Here is an 18085-nt window from a genome sequence, read left to right on the forward strand (position 1 = left end):
ATGACACTTTGTGTCCAAAGTTACAATTATTCAGCTTTATATATATTGTAAATCCTATTTTTTCGAAGTACTTTTGCACAAACATTATCTGATGTACAAATTACTGCTTAGACCACTATTTTTTCTTTTCGATCCAGAGAAAATTCACCATTTTACTTTTTCATTAATTCGTTTTACTTGTAAAATCCCGGGGGTTTCCAGAGTATTTAAAAGCATGTATGTAATCGAAGATGTGAAACTAGAGCGAAAACTATTCGGTTTAACCTTTAAAAATCCAGTAGGATTAGCAGCAGGTTTCGATAAAAATGCGGTTTTATATAATGAATTGTCCAACTTTGGATTCGGATTTATAGAAATAGGAACCGTTACTCCTAAAGGACAAGCAGGAAATCCGAAACAAAGACTATTTCGTTTAAAAGATGATCAAGGAATTATTAACCGAATGGGTTTTAATAATGAAGGTCTAGAAACGGCAATTACACAACTAAAGAAAAATAAAGGAAAAGTGATTATTGGTGGAAACATTGGTAAAAACACGCAAACAAAACCAGAAGATTATACCAAGGATTATCTAGAGTGTTTTAACGGTTTGCATCCTTATGTAGATTATTTTGTGTTGAATGTGAGTTGTCCAAATGTTGGTAGTCACGCTAAATTAAATGATAAAGACTATTTATTAGAATTGATTGGAACTGTGCAAAAAGCGAATCATACGTTTGAAACACAGAAACCAATTCTTCTTAAAATTGCTCCAGATTTAAACGAAGGACAATTAGATGAAATTATAGATCTTTTAGCAGAAACCAATTTAGATGGTGTAATTGCTAGTAATACATCTACAGATAGAAGTGGATTAAAAGCAAGCGACGCTAGATTAACAGAAATTGGAAATGGTGGTTTAAGCGGAAAACCAGTAAGAGAAAAATCTACACAAGTCATTAAATACTTAGCCGATAAAAGCAATAAAGCATTCCCGATAATTGGAGTAGGGGGAATTCATTCTGCAAACGATGCTTTAGAAAAAATAGCAGCAGGAGCCGACTTAGTACAGATTTATACAGGTTTTATTTATGAAGGACCTTCGCTTGTTAAAAAAATAAATAAAGCCTTACTCTAAAATTAGTTTTTGTGTTTTAGTATTTCCCGAAGCATCAGATAAGCGCACTACATACATTCCTTTTTGTAAAGCATGTAGATTTAAATCTATTTTAGAAGTGTTTTCGAAGTTTTTATTTTTCACTAAGCTACCAAGTATATTATAAATTTCTACAGTTTTAATAGATTGTGCATTGCTAATGGTGGTGTTTCCGGTACTTGGATTCGGGTATATTTTTGGACTTTCCAACGGATTTACTTCATCTATACTTAATAAATTGGTTAGGGTTACCGTTAACGAACCAATAGAACTTCCATTAAAAGGAGCTATTGGATTAGAACCATCAAAAATAGAAACAGTTGTATTTTCGTCGGCATTACTTGACGTATAATTCTCGCCAGCATCTGTTCCAGCATCATAAACATACAATACAGGAATGTTGATAGACGTTTTCCAGTTACCTGATGTATCCATTAATTCTAAATCATCAATAGCCACTAGCCAATCTGGACTAGGAGCGACCATAGTAAATAAGGAAAGTAAAGGGAAATCTTCAGTAAATTCTAAATCACTTATAGTAATAGTTCCACTGGCAGTACTTAAAGAAGGACCGTAAATATATTGCTCGGCATTTCCAGCGTTAATAGCATTTTGAACATCTACATCTTCAAATATACTGTTGATTCCGCTTTCTGCAATGAATTCCATGCCTTGGCTAGCCATTTCTCCAATTTCCATAAAGGACACATTTGCATTGTGGTTAGCTCCAACCAATCTAGACCAATGGTCATTTGGAGGAATAGAAGTATGATCTGTGGCATTCCAAGTACTTGTAAAAACAATGTCATAGGTCGCTATAGATTGCGCTTCTATATCATTAAAGATGCTTAATACTATTAAAGAGAGTAAAAGAGTAATTCTTTTCATGAGGATTGTTTTAAAAGTAGTCGAGATTTATTTTAAAGACTTACTTGATACATTATATATTTAAAATCTTATTTTTATAAAAAATAAATCTCAAAAACTTGAATTACGATTTACTTCTTTCTTTTGTTTTAGCGACATCTGCTTTAGCGTGTTCTCCTGGACCAGATAATATTTTTGTGCTGATGCAAAGTATTACTAATGGAAAACAATATGGATTAGCAACGGTATTTGGTTTAATTTCAGGATGTATCGTGCATACCACATTAGTTGCTTTTGGTGTATCTGCAATCATTAAAGCGAATGACAATTTGTTTTTTGCCATAAAATTATTAGGTGCTTTATATTTACTTTATCTAGCATATAAAGTGTTTCGTGGCGATTCTAGAATTGAATTTAGTAATACTAGTGCACCTAAAAAGAGCTTAATGCAATTGTTTAAACAAGGGTTTATCATGAACGTTTTAAACCCGAAAGTGTCTATTTTCTTTTTGGCATTTTTTCCGGGATTCTTGTTTAGTGATACCCTGAGTACCGTAACACAGTTCTATATTTTAGGGTTTCTGTTTATGGGAGTTTCCTTAATTATTTTTTCTATTATAGCTATTTTAGCAGGATCTATTTCCGATTATTTAAAACAGAATAAAAATGTTGGCGTAGTTTTAAAATGGCTACAAATTATTGTTTTTATAGGAATTGCAATTTTAATATTACTTTAGATTCGAAATCGTTTTCGTTAACACGAATCTTTTATATCTTTGAACTTATATGAAAGACAAGTACGTAAAAATTATTGAATGTCCTCGTGATGCTATGCAAGGTATAAAACAGTTTATACCAACAGCTAAGAAGGTACAATATATACAATCGCTTTTACGCGTAGGTTTTGATACTATTGACTTCGGAAGCTTTGTTTCTCCAAAAGCCATTCCGCAAATGGTAGATACTGCAGAAGTTTTAGCACAATTAGATTTAAGCAAAACGACAAGTAAATTATTATCTATTGTAGCAAATTTACGTGGTGTGGAAGCTGCTTGTCAGCATCCTGAAATTGATTATTTAGGCTATCCTTTTTCTATTTCCGAAAACTTTCAGATGCGTAATACACATAAAACCATTGCGCAATCGGTTTTAATTTTACAAGATATTTTAGACCTAGCACATAAACACAATAAAGAAGTTGTAGTGTACATTTCTATGGGCTTTGGTAATCCGTATGGCGATCCATGGAATGTAGATATAGTAGGAGAGTGGACGGAACGTTTAAGTAAAATGGGCGTTAAAATTCTTTCGTTAAGTGATACGGTAGGAACTTCTAATCCGGAAAACATAAATTATTTATTTTCTAATTTAATTCCTAAATATCCAGAAATCGAATTCGGAGCACATTTACATACCACACCAACTACATGGTTCGAAAAAGTAGATGCAGCATACAAAGCTGGTTGTAGACGTTTTGATGGCGCCATTCAAGGTTTTGGCGGTTGTCCGATGGCAAAAGATGAACTTACGGGTAATATGCCAACCGAAAAAGTACTCTCGTATTTAACGACCAAAAAAGCACACGATTTAAATGCAATGTGTTTTGAAAGTGCATATAATGAAGCTACTAAGATCTTTACTAAATACCATTAAATTTAACGATTTTATAGGGATTTGCTTTTGGTGCTTCGTGCTAAATGGAATACTTTTATACAGATAAACGAACACACACACTTTTTAAAATTACACCTATGAATACTATTGTCGAAAAACTACTTAATGACCAAGTGAAATTTGAAGCACAAGCTTCTATGCAATATTTAGCAATGGCTTCTTGGGCAGATGCGAATGGATTTAATGGGGTAGCAGATTTTTTTTATAGTCAGTCCGAAGAAGAACGCGTGCACATGCTTAAGCTTGTAAAGTTTATTAATGAAAGAAGTGGAAATGTAGCTATTCCAGCTTTAGAAAAACCAAAAGAAGCGTATAGCGGAATTATAGAACTTTTTGAGAAATTTCTTCAAAGTGAAATATTTGTAACCGAACAAATCAATCACGTGATTTTTGAAAGTCTACAGAATAAAGAATATAGCATACATAATTTTATGCAATGGTATGTAAGCGAACAACTAGAAGAAGAAGCACTAGCAAGAACATTATTAGATAAGCTAAACATAATAGGAAATGATAAATCTGGTCATTACCTTTTTGATCGTGATGTTAATGCTATTGCTGCAGCGAATGCCAAAGAGTAGCTAAAAAGCACATAATTAAATGTTAAAAGATTCCTTTACTGGAATCTTTTTTTTGTAGTTTTGTTCTTATTTAGAATAAATAAAAATAATGCAAACACAAATATCTTCAGAAATTACACCCGTTTTATTAACGCCAAGCTTTATTTGTTGCAGTGATAATAAGAAATCCAAATGCTGTAAAAAGTATAAGAAGAAGGGGAAATCAAATTGTAAACGCTGTCCGAAACTATAAAATTCTATTTTATTTAAAATAAATCTAAATAAAGTAGGTCTAAGTCAATTTCATTTCTATTTTTGCACTCGAAAAATTATAATTTATTTATAATAAGTCTAAATAATATTAAAGAAATGAAAAGAATTTTACTTTCAATTGCAATGTTAACAGCAACAATAGGGTTTTCTCAAACCGTTGTTCAGGATACAACTGCAACAAAAAATCAACAACTTAACGCAGCGCAAAACATTTTAAATGGTACGGGATCCAAAGGAATAACTATTGGTGGTTATGCACAAGTAGATTATAACCAACCAGAAGGAGATAATGGTACTTTAGATGTGCACCGTTTAGTGATGCTTTTAGGGTATAAGTTTAGTGATAAAGTACAGTTTGTTACAGAGATTGAATACGAACACGTAAAAGAAGTATATATCGAACAAGCATTCTTAAACTATAGCTTAAACGATAAAGTAAACATTCGTGGTGGTTTAATGTTAGTACCAATGGGAATTGTAAATGAGTACCATGAGCCAACCGTTTTTAATGGTGTGGAAAGACCAAGTATGGACAAAAGCATTGTACCTACTACGTGGAGAGAAATTGGTGTTGGTGTAACTGGTAAATTTGATGATGCCTCTTTACGTTACCAAGCATATATCTTTAATGGTTTCACTTCTTTAAATGGAGATAAAACTTTAGGAGGAAGTAATGGATTACGTAATGGTCGTCAAAAAGGAGCAGAGTCTACGGTGAATACGCCTAATCTTTCTGCAAAAGTAGATTATTATGGTATTCCTGGTTTACGTTTAGGTGCTTCCGGTTACTTTGGTAGAACGCAAGCAGCAGATGATATACAAGAAATTGATGGAGCAGATGTTGGTATTAATATGTTCGGATTAGATGCACGTTATATTAAAAAACGTTTTTCTGCTAGAGGACAATATATCCACGCATTAATTAGTGATGCAGATGATTATAATACCTTAAACGAAGCGAACCTTGGTAGTGAATTAAAAGGATGGTATGTAGAAAGTGCTTATAACCTTTTGCCTTTGTCTAAAGAGCAAAAATTAGATGCCTTTATTCGTTATGAGCAATATGATACGCATGCAGCAACTAAAGATGCAGCAATTACTAGAAATTTAGCGTTTAACAGACAAGAATGGACCGCTGGTTTAAGTTACCACATTGCTAATGGAGCAGTAGTAAAAGCAGATTACCAAATTTTGGATAATGCGGCAGAAGGTAATGAAGCAACAGGACAGCTTAATGTTGGTTTCGGAGTTTGGTTTTAAATTAATTTGGGCATTACCCTACTTCGCAAAAAGCTTCGTAGGGTCGCGCTTTCCACTTAAATCTTTTTTTGTTTTCATTCCTTTTTAGAAAAGAATGAAAACAAAAAAAGGATAACGTTACAATCGCTAATGCGTAACCACCTCTTCACATCATGACACTGCTACTAGTTATGAAAGAGAATTAATTAAAACTCCTTCCTTTTTTTTAAGGGAAGCTGGCTTTAAGCTCCAGAAGAGTTTAAAGACGGAAGGGTTAAATAATAAGCTATAATTATATACTTTTACAAAATGAAAATGAAATCAGTTTTTATACTATGTATCACGTTCGCTTTACTGTCTTTTAACTTGCCTAAACATTTGCAAAAAAAGGTAGATAAGGAAATTAAAGATACTTTTAGTGTAGAAACTTTTGCTTTTAATGGCATTATGATTTCTTCGGAAGTAGTTCCAGATCTTCCAGCTACTTTTGGAAGTGATAATCTATTCGAAATAAAAAAAGAAGATTCCCTTTTAGGATATGCCTACGTTGCAAAAGCGCCAAGTAAAACGGATGCATTTGATTATTTGGTTTTATTAGATCCAGAACTTATTGTTTTAAAAACGAAAGTACTTATCTATAGAGAAGATTATGGCGGAGAAATTGGTAGCAAACGTTGGCTAAAACAATTTATAGGGAAAACACAGGAAGATACCTTACGTTATAATGATAATATTATGGCAATTTCTGGTGCTACTATTTCTGTGCGATCTATGACCAATGCTATGAATAACTTATTAGCATCTTTAAAAATCCTTCACGAAAAAAACATCTTGTAAATGCAACTTAACGGACTAATACATACGTTACCAAAAGAGCTAAAACTATTGATAGCCACTTTTGTTGTGATATTAAGTGTTGGCTTTTTTACCGGTTTGTTGTTTGTTTCGGAAACATCTTCTGCGAATCCTAACGGAATAGAAGAACAGTATTTAGGAAACGAAACAGATGAAGATGCAACCGTAATGAAATTTAAAAAGAGCGAAAAAGAAATGCTTACTTTAGTACATGGGCATATTTTATCTATGTCTATCATTTTCTTTTTATTAGGTCTTATTTTAAGTACTACAAAACTGAATAAAAAATGGAAGCTATTTTTAATGATAGAACCTTTTATATCGGTAGTTCTAACTTTTGGAGGTCTTTATTTACTTTGGAAAGGTATGCTTTGGACTAAATACATCGTCATGTTTTCTGGTACTTTAATGACACTAACATTTTCCTTTTCGGTACTTATAATTTTAAAACAAATATTTTCTAGTACGAAAGCGCTTTCCAAATAATCTTGTATTTTTAGCCTTTACTAGGATGTAATTCAGCATCATTTGTCTAATTAAATAGATTTTCGTTACTTCCTTTCGGCAGTCAGGTTCACGGAAAGTAACATGAAGCAATTTCTTTTTCTTTTTATATGTAGTATCTCTATTTCCGCTTTTTCCAAAGAATGGAAAAGTCTTCAGCAATATAAAGAAGAAACCAAGCAAAATATTTTATCTGAAAAAGATTGGTTGCATTCCGATAGAAAACAAAACAGCCTAATTTGGCAACAAGTCAATAGCTATAATCTTCAAAATAACTTTCCGGAAGAATACCAAACCATCAAACAACGTCGTGATTTTTATCTATGGTATTATACCGAAATAGGCCAAAAAGGACACGAAGTAGTTTGGCCAAAAATGGCACATTTTATTTCTAATAAATTAAGGTTAGTTACCGTGTTTCCGTATACTTTATTTATTACAAAAAATGTAAAAAAGTATTCCTATCAAGGCAGTGAAACGGTTTTTAATAATGCTTTTTTAGATATGAAAGCATTATATCTTTCCGAAGAAATTCTAAAAGGAAATAAAGCTGTAGAATGGGACGAAGCTATTTTGCATAAAGAACAATACGATTGGATTGAAGGCATTTATAAAAATATGGATGCAAAAAGTTTGAAAACCATAGAACGAATGGCAAAAGGGAAAGGTTTTTATAGTATTAAGCTCGCTAAAGAGATTCGTTTACAAGGAGATATTTCTAAAGCAAACGAACGTTATGATTATGCAGTACATGCTTTAAGAGCGTATTGTAAAAAAGGTTATGAATAATTAATGGTATCGTAAAAGACATATCTTAATTATTGTCGTACATCTTTTCGGAAGGTTTTTATTTAAATAATAAGGACCTCAAGAATCTACTATATAATTTTTTCTTTTAAAGCTTTAAATGAAAAAAAAGCGTAGATTTGTATGCAATTATATCTTAATTGCAACATGACAGCACACAACAACAAAATTGTAGGAGAAGGTTTAACCTACGACGACGTACTTTTAGTTCCAGCGTATTCAGAAATACTACCACGCGAAGTCAATATTCAAACAAAATTTTCACGTAATATCACTATAAACATTCCTATTGTATCTGCAGCGATGGATACTGTAACCGAAAGCGCTATGGCAATTGCTATTGCTCGTGAAGGTGGAATTGGTGTGTTGCATAAAAATATGACGATTGCACAACAAGCAAATGAAGTTAGAAAAGTAAAACGTGCCGAAAGTGGTATGATTACAGATCCGGTTACTTTGACCTTAGAAGCAAAAGTTTTAGATGCGAAGCAAAATATGGCGGAGCATGGTATTGGTGGAATTCCAATAATAGACGAAAACGGAACCTTAAAAGGAATTGTTACCAATAGAGATTTACGTTTTGAAAAAGACAATACAAGACCAATTATAGAAGTAATGACTAGCGAAAATCTAGTTACTGCTCCTGTTGGAACTTCATTACAAGATGCCGAAGGTATTTTAAACCAACATAAAATTGAAAAGCTACTTATTGTTGACGAAAATTATAAACTAGCAGGTTTAATAACCTTTAGAGATATTACTAAGGTGACGCAAAAACCAATAGCGAATAAAGATAGCTTTGGTAGACTTCGCGTTGCAGCAGCACTTGGTGTAACTGCAGATGCCGTAGAACGTACAGAAGCTTTGGTGAAATGTGGTGTGGATGCTGTAATTATTGATACTGCTCACGGACATACAAAAGGTGTAGTAACCGTTTTAAAAGAAGTAAAAAAGAGATTCCCAGATTTAGATGTTATTGTTGGTAATATCGCAACAGGAGCAGCAGCTAAATATTTAGTAGAAGCGGGAGCAGATGCCGTAAAAGTTGGTATTGGTCCGGGTTCTATTTGTACCACTCGTGTAGTGGCAGGAGTAGGATTTCCACAGTTTTCTGCAGTGTTAGAAGTTGCCGCAGCTATAAAAGGTTCTGGTGTACCAGTAATTGCAGATGGAGGAATACGTTACACAGGAGATATACCTAAAGCAATCGCAGCAGGAGCAGACACCGTAATGTTAGGTTCACTACTTGCAGGAACGAAAGAATCTCCAGGGGAAACGATTATTTACGAAGGAAGAAAATTCAAATCGTATCGCGGAATGGGTTCTGTAGAAGCTATGAAACAAGGTAGTAAAGACAGATACTTTCAAGATGTCGAAGACGATATTAAAAAATTAGTACCAGAAGGAATTGTTGGTCGTGTACCATATAAAGGAGAGCTTTATGAAAGTATTCACCAGTTTGTTGGTGGTTTACGTGCAGGAATGGGATACTGTGGTTCTAAAGACATAGAGACTTTAAAAGAAATCGGACAGTTTGTGAAAATTACAGCTTCCGGAATTAATGAAAGTCATCCACATGATGTAACCATTACTAAAGAATCTCCAAATTATTCTAGATAACTACATTCCTGCGCAGGCAGGAATCTCATTTATATAAAAAACTGTATCCATTGGATGCAGTTTTTTATGTCTATGTTTTTATATCTATGTTTTTTCTGTAATAGATTGATATTTTAATGCCCTATCTGAAATAGATCCAAATCTAGTAGTTAGCATATCCATCACATAATTTTGATAGACACGCCAAGGTCTTTTCTTTCCTTGTTTTGGGAGTATATTTTTAGCTCTTTGTATATAACCAGAACTTAGATTTAAAAATGCTTCTTCCGATCCAGAATTTTGATTTTCTGCTATAACCACATCGTATTTTTTTCTATCCATATAATTAATAAGCTTACATAAATAGTTTGCGGTTAAATCAACTTTAAGCGTCCAAGAGTTGTTGGTATAACCAAAAGCATAAATTAAATTTGGTATCCCGCTAAATAGCATTCCTTTATAAACCATGGTTTGGCTCGTTTCCGCAGGTTTATTATTAATACTCATTTGGGAACCACCAAGTAATTGCATTTTTAATCCAGTAGCAAGAACAATAATATCTGCTTCTAGAGTTTTACCAGAATCTAGGGCAATACCATTTTCTGTAAAATGAGAAATGCTAGCTGTTTCTACAGATGCTTTTCCCGCTTTTATAGATTTAAATAAATCGCCATCCGGAATGACACAAAGGCGTTGTTCCCAAGGATTATATTTAGGATTAAAGTGTTTTTCTACAGGATATCCTTTCGGAAGTTGTTTTGCTGCTCCTTCTATTATTTTTCCTTTCATCCATTTAGGAAACAATTTGGAAACGCCAAAAAGGAACATAGACAAAAGAATATTTTTCCATCTCGTTAGTTTGTATGCCCATTTAAAAGGAAGGTATTTCTGTAAACGAAGAAACATTTCATTATAATTGGGTAAATTCATGACATAGGTAGGAGAGCGTTGCAGCATGGTAACTTGTGCTGCTCCATGATTTGCTAACGCTGGTAATAAGGTTACGGCAGTTGCTCCGCTTCCTATAACAACTATTTTTTTTTCTTTATAATCTAAATCTTTTGGCCAAAATTGCGGTTGTACTATTTTTCCTTTAAAGATTTCTTCGCCTTTAAAAGTAGGTTTATACGCTTCTTTATAATCATAATATCCTGTACAAATACTTAAAAAATTACATGCTATTTCTTGGTTTCCTTTAGGAGTTTCTACCTGAAGTGTCCACGTTTTTGTCTGGTCAGACCAATTGGAACTTGTCATTTTATGATTATAGATAATGTATTTTTCTAAATCATTTTCCTGAATCGTTTCCTTTAAATATTTTAAAATACCTTCGCCACTGGATAAGGATTGCGGATTGGTCCAAGGTTTAAATTTATAGCCAAAAGTAAACATGTCAGAATCAGAACGAACTCCAGGATATTGAAATAAAGACCAAGTACCACCAATAGAATCTCGAGCTTCTAAAATAGCAATTTTTTTGGTCGGACATTTTTTCTGTAACCAATATGCCATACCAATTCCTGAAATTCCTGCACCAACAATAACAATGTCGAATTTTTTATTAGTCATAGCTACTTTTATCTTAAAGGTTTGCGAATTATAAGTATCTAAATATAGTGTAGAAATAATTAGGCAACAATAAAGTACATCATATTACGGATTTCAGTGTATTTATGTAAAATCACTATTTGATTTTAGTTGTTTGTAAGTCAGTTTTTTAAGTCCTGAAAACTGATATTTATCATAGTATTTCATTAAAAAGAGTAGTACTTTAATTACTATAAATTTTAAGGTCATGAAACCAAAGAAAAACCCAAAAATAGATGTCGGAAGAAATAGCGGTATTTATTTTCTTCTCGGAATTAATTTGATGCTCTTATTAACTTGGCAAGCTTTGGAGCAAAAAACCTATGATAGAGAAGCGATAAAAAAAGACTATGTAGAAATTGCTCAGGAGATAGAAGAAGATATACCTATTACCAATGTAAACACGCCACCGCCACCACCTCCTCCAGTGGAGCTTGCAACACCAGAAATAATTACGGTTGTAGAAGATAAGATTGATGTAGAAGAAACCGTTATGGAGAGTAGCGAAACAAGTCAAGAAGAGTATATTGAAAAACAGGAAATTGTGGAAATTGAAGATGTTATTGCGGTAGAAGAAGTAGAAGAAGAGATAGAGGTAGCATTTGCCGTTGTTGAAAATGTTCCTGTTTTTCCAGGTTGTACAGGAAATAATACGGAACTAAAAAAATGCTTTAATGCTAAAGTATTAGCGCATGTAAAAAAAACATTTAAATACCCAATACAAGCGCAAGAGTTAGGTATACAAGGCAAAGTATATGTGATGTTTATTGTAGATAGAAGCGGAAATATTAGTAATATTAGAACTCGAGGTCCAGATAAGTATTTAGAAACCGAGGCTAGTAGAATAATTGATGCTTTGCCAAAAATGACTCCTGGAATGCAACGGAATAAACCGGTAAATGTTCCGTATTCTATTCCTATAACTTTTAAAATAGATGAATAATTTCACTTACTAAACCATAAATCAGGACTTAAGAATGCTTCGTTTTTTCTTTGTTTTTTAATAGGAGGAAAACCGAGTCTTGTTAATTGGATAATCGTTTTAAAACGATTCAAATAATAGGTGACTTATTGCTGTTCTTCTTTTTTATGTTTATCGGAAAAAATCAGTTCGCCTTTTGTAATCCAAGAAATACCAAAAGCCCAAAGTGCAATACTCTCTAACCAAAACACAGGGTTCAGGTATTGTAGCTCTGGAAACTTTTCTTGTAAGTAGAAAAAGTATAAAGCAATGAAAGCCACACATGCAATCATAACATATCCACAAGTTTTAAAAATGATATTTCGTTTTCTTTTATGCGGTTCTAATTCCGCTTTAGGGGTTTTAGATTCTGTAAATAGAAATAAGGAAAAATAGATAAGTACCCCAAAAAACAATCCTGCAAAAGTAAAATGCACGGCTTTTATCCAAGGTTCATAAACAATACATTGTTCGGCGCATTCCGAAAGGGTATCTACTCCAGTAGGAAAAAAGGCAACACCAAGCGAGAAAACACAAGCTAGGTTTCCGGCGATGCTATCTCTAATATCATAGCCTTTATAAGTAAACATAAAAAAGGCAACGGCACACAAAACACCGACTAATATGTTGCGCATTTTGGTATGGTAATAATCACTTATAGAACTTTGTACGATCTCACAATTGCCATAATAAAAAGCACCAACTATTAATAGAACAGGAAGTATAATACCTAAAAGACCAATAAGTTGTCGCAAAAGATTGTACGATATTAATTGCGGATTTTCGTGTCCTTGTTCCTGTGACATACCTTTTATTGTTTTTTTAAAATTAGACATTTTATCTAGTAAAAAAAATACGTAGTTGTACTTATTTTTATTGTGCTACATCTCAGAAGGGTTATTCTACAATTCGGTAGGTTTTAATTTCTAGGAATTGCTTTCTGTTTCATATTTGCAGTATCCAACCAGCAACCAATACGAATTATGAAAAATACAATCTTGATTTTTAGCTTTTTATGTGGTCTTTCGCTTTCTGCGCAAACCATTAGCGGAATAGTTACAGATGCTAAAAATAATCCGATAGTACAAGCCAATGTATATTTAGAAGGTACATACGACGGCGGAACAACCAATGCGAAAGGTGTATTTTCCTTTAAAACGGAAGAAACTGGAACACAAAATTTACTGGTGTCTTTTGTCGGTTTTGAAACCTACACCATGCTTGGCGATGTTTCGTATATGAAAGATTTAAAAATCCAACTTCGGGAAGATGTGAATTCTCTAGATACTGTGGTTCTTTCTGCTGGAACGTTTTCCGCAGGAGATAACTCGAAAGTAAATGCTTTAAAACCTTTAGACGTAGTAACCACAGCAAGTGCTTTGGGTGATTTTGTTGGAGCCTTGCAAACCTTACCAGGAACTACAACGGTTGCCGAAGATGGAAGACTTTTTGTTCGTGGTGGTGAAGCCGAAGAAACACAGATCTTTATTGATGGTATCAAAGTCTTTACACCGTATAGTCCAACGACCAATAATACACCAACTCGCGGACGCTATTCGCCGTTTTTGTTTGATGGTATTACTTTTTCTACTGGAGGATATTCGGCAGAATACGGCCAAGCATTATCTAGTGTTTTGCTTTTAAATACTACAGGAGAACCAGATCAAGAAAAAACAGATATCGGTATTATGACACTTGGAGCATCTCTTGGTAATACGCAAAAATGGAAAAACAATTCCTTAAGTGTAAATGCTTCCTATATTAATTTGGCGCCTTATAATGCTGTTTTTAAAAGTAGAAACGATTGGAAGAAACCTGCCGAAGTTGCTTCTGGTGAGGCTGTTTTTCGTCAGAAAACAAATAACGGTATGCTAAAATTATATACTGCTTTTGAAGCTACTAATTTTGAATTGACGCAGGAAGATATCAATGCTTCGGAAGGTGTTCATTTTAAACTAAAAAATAACAACTTGTACTTTAATGGTTCCTATAAAGGAATGTTAAGTGATTCTTGGACTTTAGAAACCGGAATGAGTTATACACTTGCCAACGACAAAATAAACATTGATGATGCCGGTATTAAAGATACCGAAAACTCTTTTCATGGTAAAGTGAAACTGAAACATAGATTTAATAATCGTTTCAAATTAAACTTTGGTGCAGAATATTTAGAAACAGATTTTAATGAAAATTATCAAGATACTTTTACGCCTAAAGTAGCTTACGGATTCAACAATAATATTAGTGCAGCATTTACAGAAGCAGATATTTTCTTTTCTAGAAAACTAGCCTTAAAAGCTGGATTGCGATTAGAACATAGCGCATTATTTGATGAAGTAACACTTTCACCAAGAGTTTCTATGGCGTATAAAACTTCCGATAAAAGTCAGGTTTCTTTGGCTTATGGCGATTTTTATCAGAACCCAAATAGTAGCATCTTAAAGTTTGAACATGATTTACAAGCACAGCAGACTTCACATTATATTTTAAACTATCAATATAATGGTAAAAGACAATTATTTCGCGCAGAAGCTTATTATAAAGATTATACGAGTTTAGTGAAATACGATAGCGATTTTGCCAGCTTTGATAGTAATTACAACAACAAAGGCTATGGTTTTGCAAAAGGAATCGATTTGTTTTGGCGCGATAGCAATAGTATTAAAAAAGTAGATTATTGGGTGAGTTATTCGTTTTTAGATAGTAAGAGAAACTATCAGAACTATTCAAAATCTGCACAGCCAAATTTTGCAAATACACATAACCTTTCCGTCGTTGGTAAATATTGGATTGACAAATGGAAAAGCCAAGTAGGAATGAGTTATTCTTTAGCTTCTGGTAGAACGTATACCAATCCGAATACAACAGGTTTTTTAGATCAGAAAACCAAAGCGTACAATAGTTTAAGTCTTAATTGGGCATATTTAATATCGCCACAAAAAATTCTATATCTATCGGTAAACAATGCACTAGGTTTTAAAAATGTAAACGGGTATCAATTTGCAAACACACCAGACAGTAATGGCAATTTTGCAAGTAGAAGTTTACGTCCTGCAACCGATCAATTCTTTTTTGTTGGATTCTTTTGGACCATCAGTGAAAAAGGAACGGATAATCAATTGGATAATTTGTAAACCGACGGTCTATCCTAAAATAATAACAGTTCGGTAGAACGCTTTTTTAAAACAAGTAGATTCCATAGATATTTGTGTAACAATAAAAACCATAATAAAAATGAAACATCTAATCCTCATCGTAACTTTATTAATCATAAGTATCGTTGCTACAGCACAAACCAAATACGAACAAGGCATGCATAAAGCATTAGACCTTTGGAAAACGAATCCTATAGAAGCTTCGCAACTTTTTGAACGCATCGCAAAAGCAGAACCAGATAATTGGTTGCCTCCTTATTATGCAGCGGAAACTTTAATTTTAGATGGCTTTAGTAAAATGCAAGATGCAGATGCTTTAAAAGCACAACTGGACCAAGCGCAAAATTTTTTAAATGATGCCACAGCAATCTCTAAAGACAATCCAGAAATTATGGTAATGCAAGCCATATTGTACACGGTTTATGTAGCAAGTGATGGCGCAACTTATGGTATGACACTTTCGGGTAAAGTAATGGCGCTATATGCACAAGCAGAAAAAATAGCACCAAATAACCCAAGAGTCGTTTTAAACAAAGCAGATTGGAACATTGGCGGAGCACGTTATTTTGGTACCGACATCAAACCATTTTGTCAAGAAGTAGAAAGAGCTTTAGAACTTTTTGCTACCTTTAAACCAGAAACAGAATTTCATCCAAATTGGGGAAGAGAACGCGCCCAAGAAATTATAGCAAACTGTAAATAATAGTTTAAGAATAGATACCAATCCTTATGAATGCATACATAAAAAATATACTAATCACCTTTGCTATTGGTTGCCTGGTATTTGTAATAGGAAATGCCTTTTATAACGGATTTGCCTTTAAAAGTACCAATGCATTATTAATCAATTTTAGCTTTTATCAGCTATATACATTTGTGTTAGGCTATTCTAATATGCATTATTTTAACTACTTAGAGAAAAAGACTTGGGAAACCAAAAATGGCGTAAGTATTAAACGCGTTATCATAGGAATTGTAGGTTCTATCATAATAACCATTATTGGTTTATTTATCCTAAGAGCACTTACCGCTGTGATTTATGAAGGGACAACTTTTGAAACCTTTATAGCTAAAGAAAGTTGGAGGAATTACTCCTTTGGTATTTGGATTACATTGTCCATTGTTATTACATTTCATGCCTTTTATTTTTTCGCCAAATTACAGCAACAAAAAGTAAAAGAACAAAAAGTAATTGCAGGAACAGCAAGTGCAAAGTTTGATGCTTTAAAAAATCAGTTAGATCCACATTTCCTATTTAATAGTTTGAATGTACTAACGAGTCTAATTGAAGAAAATCCAGACAACGCACAAAAGTTTACCACATCGCTATCTAAAGTATATCGTTATGTGTTAGAACAGAAAAATAAAGATTTAGTTACCGTTGACGAAGAATTAGCCTTTGCTAAAACCTATATGTCGCTTTTAAAAATGCGATTCGAAGATAGCATTGTTTTTGAAATCCCGGAGCAGGCTACCAACCCGGAAAGTAAAGTAGTACCATTATCCTTACAATTGTTATTAGAAAACGCAGTAAAGCATAATATAGTGACATCTAGTAAACCATTACATATAAAAATATATGAAGAAAATGGAAATCTAATCGTAGAGAATAATTTGCAAATCAAGCAAATAGTAAAAAAGAGTAGTGGAGTAGGTTTAAATAATATTACCCAACGTTACCAATTATTAACTACCAAAAAAGTAAACATCAATCAGGATGCAAACCGTTTTGCAGTTGCAATACCAATGCTGACTAAACAAATCACAAGTATGGAACGTATAAATACAAATACTAAAGAAGACGCTTATTATAGAGCAAAAAAACGCGTAGAAGAAATCAAAGGCTTTTATGGCAACTTAACATCTTATTGTCTGGTTATTCCATTTCTAATATTTATAAACTATTCTACTTCATCGAATTTTCAATGGTTTTGGTTTCCAATGTTTGGTTGGGGAATGGGTGTCGTTATTCATGCATTTACCGTATTTGGTTATGGTAAAACATGGGAAGAGCGTAAAATAAATGAGATTTTAGAAAAAGAAGAACAACAAAATAAATGGAGATAATTATGGATACAAAACCTTTTAATAACGAACGTATAGAACGCGCAAGAAAGCAAGTCAAAAGAATTAAAAGCTTTTATACGCACTTATTGATTTATGTTGTAGTAAATCTGATATTTGTATTTATTAATATTCAAAATTTAGATCCTGGCGAAAGTTATTTTCAATGGCGTAATTTTATAACCTTTGGTACTTGGGGAATTGTAATAATTATTCATGCGCTTTCTGTTTTTTTGCCACACTTTGTATTTGGTAGTGAATGGGAAGAACGTAAGATTAAGAAGTTTATGGAGAAGGAAGAAAAACACCAACAATGGGATTAAAAAATACAAGCATGAATAATAACCACAACATAGAATCTAGCAACGAAAATGCATATAGTGGGCAAGAAGCTTATGATAATGCCAAAAAGCGTGTTGGTCAATTAAAAGGTTTTTATTGGCATTTACTTTCCTATATCGTAATTAATATGGTGATTCTAATTATGATTTCCAGAACGGTAGATAGTGCCCATTTTTGGACATTTAATGTGTTTTCTACCGTATTTTATTGGGGAATTGGTATCTTTTTTCACTTTATGGGTGTTTTTGGTAAAAACGTTTTTTTAGGGAAAAACTGGGAAGACAAAAAGGTGCAAGAATATTTAGAGAAAGAAGAAAAACAAAATTGGGAATAATTTTTTGGGCGTTACCCTCTTCTGCTAAAAAGCTGCAAAGGGTCGCGCTTTCCACTTAAATCTTTTTCTATTGTCTTTCCTGTTTAAACAGGAAGGATAACATAAAAAGGATAACGTTTCAATCGCTAA

The 18085-nt window shown here is 33.1% G+C and carries 18 protein-coding genes; 15 read left to right on the forward strand and 3 right to left on the reverse strand.

The features are described from left to right. Nucleotides 1–91: 91 nt before the first annotated feature. Nucleotides 92–1117 carry a quinone-dependent dihydroorotate dehydrogenase gene (locus FG167_RS11540; protein ID WP_203458405.1) on the forward strand — a complete coding sequence of 342 codons (1026 nt, stop codon included), beginning with the start codon at nucleotides 92–94 and terminating at the stop codon, nucleotides 1115–1117. On the opposite strand, the gene FG167_RS11545 is transcribed toward FG167_RS11540, so the two are convergent. After that, nucleotides 1109–2023, reverse strand: coding sequence for a spondin domain-containing protein (locus FG167_RS11545; protein WP_203458406.1), 915 nt, complete (start codon nucleotides 2021–2023; stop codon nucleotides 1109–1111). The genes FG167_RS11540 and FG167_RS11545 overlap by 9 nt on opposite strands. 98 nt (nucleotides 2024–2121) lie before the next feature. Between FG167_RS11545 and FG167_RS11550 the strand changes: the two genes are divergently transcribed. The 8 genes from FG167_RS11550 to guaB all read left to right on the forward strand — a co-directional run bounded on the left by FG167_RS11550 (nucleotide 2122) and on the right by guaB (nucleotide 9534). Next, nucleotides 2122–2739 (forward strand): LysE family translocator, encoded by a 618-nt coding sequence (locus FG167_RS11550; protein ID WP_203458407.1) that lies wholly within the window; start codon nucleotides 2122–2124, stop codon nucleotides 2737–2739. A gap of 49 nt (nucleotides 2740–2788) precedes the next feature. Continuing rightward, the gene (locus tag FG167_RS11555; protein ID WP_203458408.1) at nucleotides 2789–3655 is read left to right on the forward strand and encodes a hydroxymethylglutaryl-CoA lyase; all 867 of its coding nucleotides are present in this window, start codon (nucleotides 2789–2791) and stop codon (nucleotides 3653–3655) included. Between the two features lie 98 nt (nucleotides 3656–3753). Then, on the forward strand, nucleotides 3754–4257 hold the full coding sequence (locus tag FG167_RS11560) for a ferritin (RefSeq protein ID WP_203458409.1): 504 nt from the start codon (nucleotides 3754–3756) through the stop codon (nucleotides 4255–4257). A gap of 348 nt (nucleotides 4258–4605) precedes the next feature. Then, nucleotides 4606–5769: a porin gene (locus FG167_RS11565; RefSeq protein ID WP_203458410.1), complete on the forward strand. Its 1164-nt coding sequence runs from the start codon at nucleotides 4606–4608 to the stop codon at nucleotides 5767–5769. A 357-nt stretch (nucleotides 5770–6126) separates the two neighbouring features. Further along, complete coding sequence (locus FG167_RS11570; RefSeq protein WP_239004379.1) at nucleotides 6127–6585, forward strand: FMN-binding protein; 459 nt, start codon at nucleotides 6127–6129, stop codon at nucleotides 6583–6585. Beyond that, nucleotides 6586–7089: a hypothetical protein gene (locus FG167_RS11575; protein ID WP_203458412.1), complete on the forward strand. Its 504-nt coding sequence runs from the start codon at nucleotides 6586–6588 to the stop codon at nucleotides 7087–7089. It abuts the gene before it with no gap. Nucleotides 7090–7191: 102 nt separating this feature from the next. After that, nucleotides 7192–7896 (forward strand): Insecticidal toxin complex protein, encoded by a 705-nt coding sequence (locus FG167_RS11580; protein ID WP_203458413.1) that lies wholly within the window; start codon nucleotides 7192–7194, stop codon nucleotides 7894–7896. A 165-nt stretch (nucleotides 7897–8061) separates the two neighbouring features. After that, on the forward strand, nucleotides 8062–9534 hold the full coding sequence (gene guaB, locus FG167_RS11585; RefSeq protein ID WP_203461105.1) for an IMP dehydrogenase: 1473 nt from the start codon (nucleotides 8062–8064) through the stop codon (nucleotides 9532–9534). 84 nt (nucleotides 9535–9618) lie between these two features. On the opposite strand, the gene FG167_RS11590 is transcribed toward guaB, so the two are convergent. After that, a complete protein-coding gene (locus FG167_RS11590) occupies nucleotides 9619–11082 on the reverse strand; it encodes an NAD(P)/FAD-dependent oxidoreductase (protein ID WP_203458414.1) in 1464 nt (487 codons plus the stop codon). A 226-nt stretch (nucleotides 11083–11308) separates the two neighbouring features. Here FG167_RS11590 and FG167_RS11595 point away from each other — a divergent pair, with 226 nt between their 5' ends. Beyond that, on the forward strand, nucleotides 11309–12043 hold the full coding sequence (locus FG167_RS11595) for an energy transducer TonB (protein WP_203458415.1): 735 nt from the start codon (nucleotides 11309–11311) through the stop codon (nucleotides 12041–12043). 125 nt (nucleotides 12044–12168) lie between these two features. Here the strand turns inward: FG167_RS11595 and FG167_RS11600 are convergent, their stop codons facing one another. Then, nucleotides 12169–12867 carry a hypothetical protein gene (locus FG167_RS11600; RefSeq protein WP_203458416.1) on the reverse strand — a complete coding sequence of 233 codons (699 nt, stop codon included), beginning with the start codon at nucleotides 12865–12867 and terminating at the stop codon, nucleotides 12169–12171. A gap of 177 nt (nucleotides 12868–13044) precedes the next feature. On the opposite strand from FG167_RS11600, the gene FG167_RS11605 reads away from it, so the two are divergent. The 5 genes from FG167_RS11605 to FG167_RS11625 all read left to right on the forward strand — a co-directional run bounded on the left by FG167_RS11605 (nucleotide 13045) and on the right by FG167_RS11625 (nucleotide 17956). After that, nucleotides 13045–15195, forward strand: coding sequence for a TonB-dependent receptor (locus FG167_RS11605; RefSeq protein WP_203458417.1), 2151 nt, complete (start codon nucleotides 13045–13047; stop codon nucleotides 15193–15195). A 100-nt stretch (nucleotides 15196–15295) separates the two neighbouring features. Continuing rightward, a complete protein-coding gene (locus tag FG167_RS11610) occupies nucleotides 15296–15919 on the forward strand; it encodes a M48 family metallopeptidase (RefSeq protein WP_203458418.1) in 624 nt (207 codons plus the stop codon). A gap of 26 nt (nucleotides 15920–15945) precedes the next feature. Then, nucleotides 15946–17283: a 2TM domain-containing protein gene (locus tag FG167_RS11615; RefSeq protein ID WP_203458419.1), complete on the forward strand. Its 1338-nt coding sequence runs from the start codon at nucleotides 15946–15948 to the stop codon at nucleotides 17281–17283. A gap of 2 nt (nucleotides 17284–17285) precedes the next feature. Beyond that, complete coding sequence (locus tag FG167_RS11620; RefSeq protein WP_203458420.1) at nucleotides 17286–17603, forward strand: 2TM domain-containing protein; 318 nt, start codon at nucleotides 17286–17288, stop codon at nucleotides 17601–17603. 11 nt (nucleotides 17604–17614) lie between these two features. Continuing rightward, complete coding sequence (locus FG167_RS11625; RefSeq protein ID WP_203458421.1) at nucleotides 17615–17956, forward strand: 2TM domain-containing protein; 342 nt, start codon at nucleotides 17615–17617, stop codon at nucleotides 17954–17956. The last annotated feature ends 129 nt before the right edge of the window (nucleotides 17957–18085 follow it).

The organism is Lacinutrix sp. WUR7 (assembly GCF_016864015.1).
In the GTDB taxonomy this organism is placed as follows: domain Bacteria; phylum Bacteroidota; class Bacteroidia; order Flavobacteriales; family Flavobacteriaceae; genus Oceanihabitans.

What these genes read in the sequence shown, in the direction of transcription:
- FG167_RS11555 (WP_203458408.1), top strand. Translation starts at nt 2,789, where the DNA reads ATGAAAGACAAGTACGTAAAAATTATTGAATGTCCTCGTGATGCTATG.
- FG167_RS11625 (WP_203458421.1), top strand. Translation starts at nt 17,615, where the DNA reads ATGAATAATAACCACAACATAGAATCTAGCAACGAAAATGCATATAGT.
- FG167_RS11605 (WP_203458417.1), top strand. Translation starts at nt 13,045, where the DNA reads ATGAAAAATACAATCTTGATTTTTAGCTTTTTATGTGGTCTTTCGCTT.
- FG167_RS11615 (WP_203458419.1), top strand. Translation starts at nt 15,946, where the DNA reads ATGAATGCATACATAAAAAATATACTAATCACCTTTGCTATTGGTTGC.
- FG167_RS11560 (WP_203458409.1), top strand. Translation starts at nt 3,754, where the DNA reads ATGAATACTATTGTCGAAAAACTACTTAATGACCAAGTGAAATTTGAA.
- FG167_RS11595 (WP_203458415.1), top strand. Translation starts at nt 11,309, where the DNA reads ATGAAACCAAAGAAAAACCCAAAAATAGATGTCGGAAGAAATAGCGGT.
- FG167_RS11620 (WP_203458420.1), top strand. Translation starts at nt 17,286, where the DNA reads ATGGATACAAAACCTTTTAATAACGAACGTATAGAACGCGCAAGAAAG.
- FG167_RS11565 (WP_203458410.1), top strand. Translation starts at nt 4,606, where the DNA reads ATGAAAAGAATTTTACTTTCAATTGCAATGTTAACAGCAACAATAGGG.
- guaB (WP_203461105.1), top strand. Translation starts at nt 8,062, where the DNA reads ATGACAGCACACAACAACAAAATTGTAGGAGAAGGTTTAACCTACGAC.
- FG167_RS11540 (WP_203458405.1), top strand. Translation starts at nt 92, where the DNA reads ATGTACAAATTACTGCTTAGACCACTATTTTTTCTTTTCGATCCAGAG.
- FG167_RS11610 (WP_203458418.1), top strand. Translation starts at nt 15,296, where the DNA reads ATGAAACATCTAATCCTCATCGTAACTTTATTAATCATAAGTATCGTT.
- FG167_RS11575 (WP_203458412.1), top strand. Translation starts at nt 6,586, where the DNA reads ATGCAACTTAACGGACTAATACATACGTTACCAAAAGAGCTAAAACTA.
- FG167_RS11600 (WP_203458416.1), bottom strand. Translation starts at nt 12,867, where the DNA reads ATGTCACAGGAACAAGGACACGAAAATCCGCAATTAATATCGTACAAT.
- FG167_RS11545 (WP_203458406.1), bottom strand. Translation starts at nt 2,023, where the DNA reads ATGAAAAGAATTACTCTTTTACTCTCTTTAATAGTATTAAGCATCTTT.
- FG167_RS11580 (WP_203458413.1), top strand. Translation starts at nt 7,192, where the DNA reads ATGAAGCAATTTCTTTTTCTTTTTATATGTAGTATCTCTATTTCCGCT.
- FG167_RS11590 (WP_203458414.1), bottom strand. Translation starts at nt 11,082, where the DNA reads ATGACTAATAAAAAATTCGACATTGTTATTGTTGGTGCAGGAATTTCA.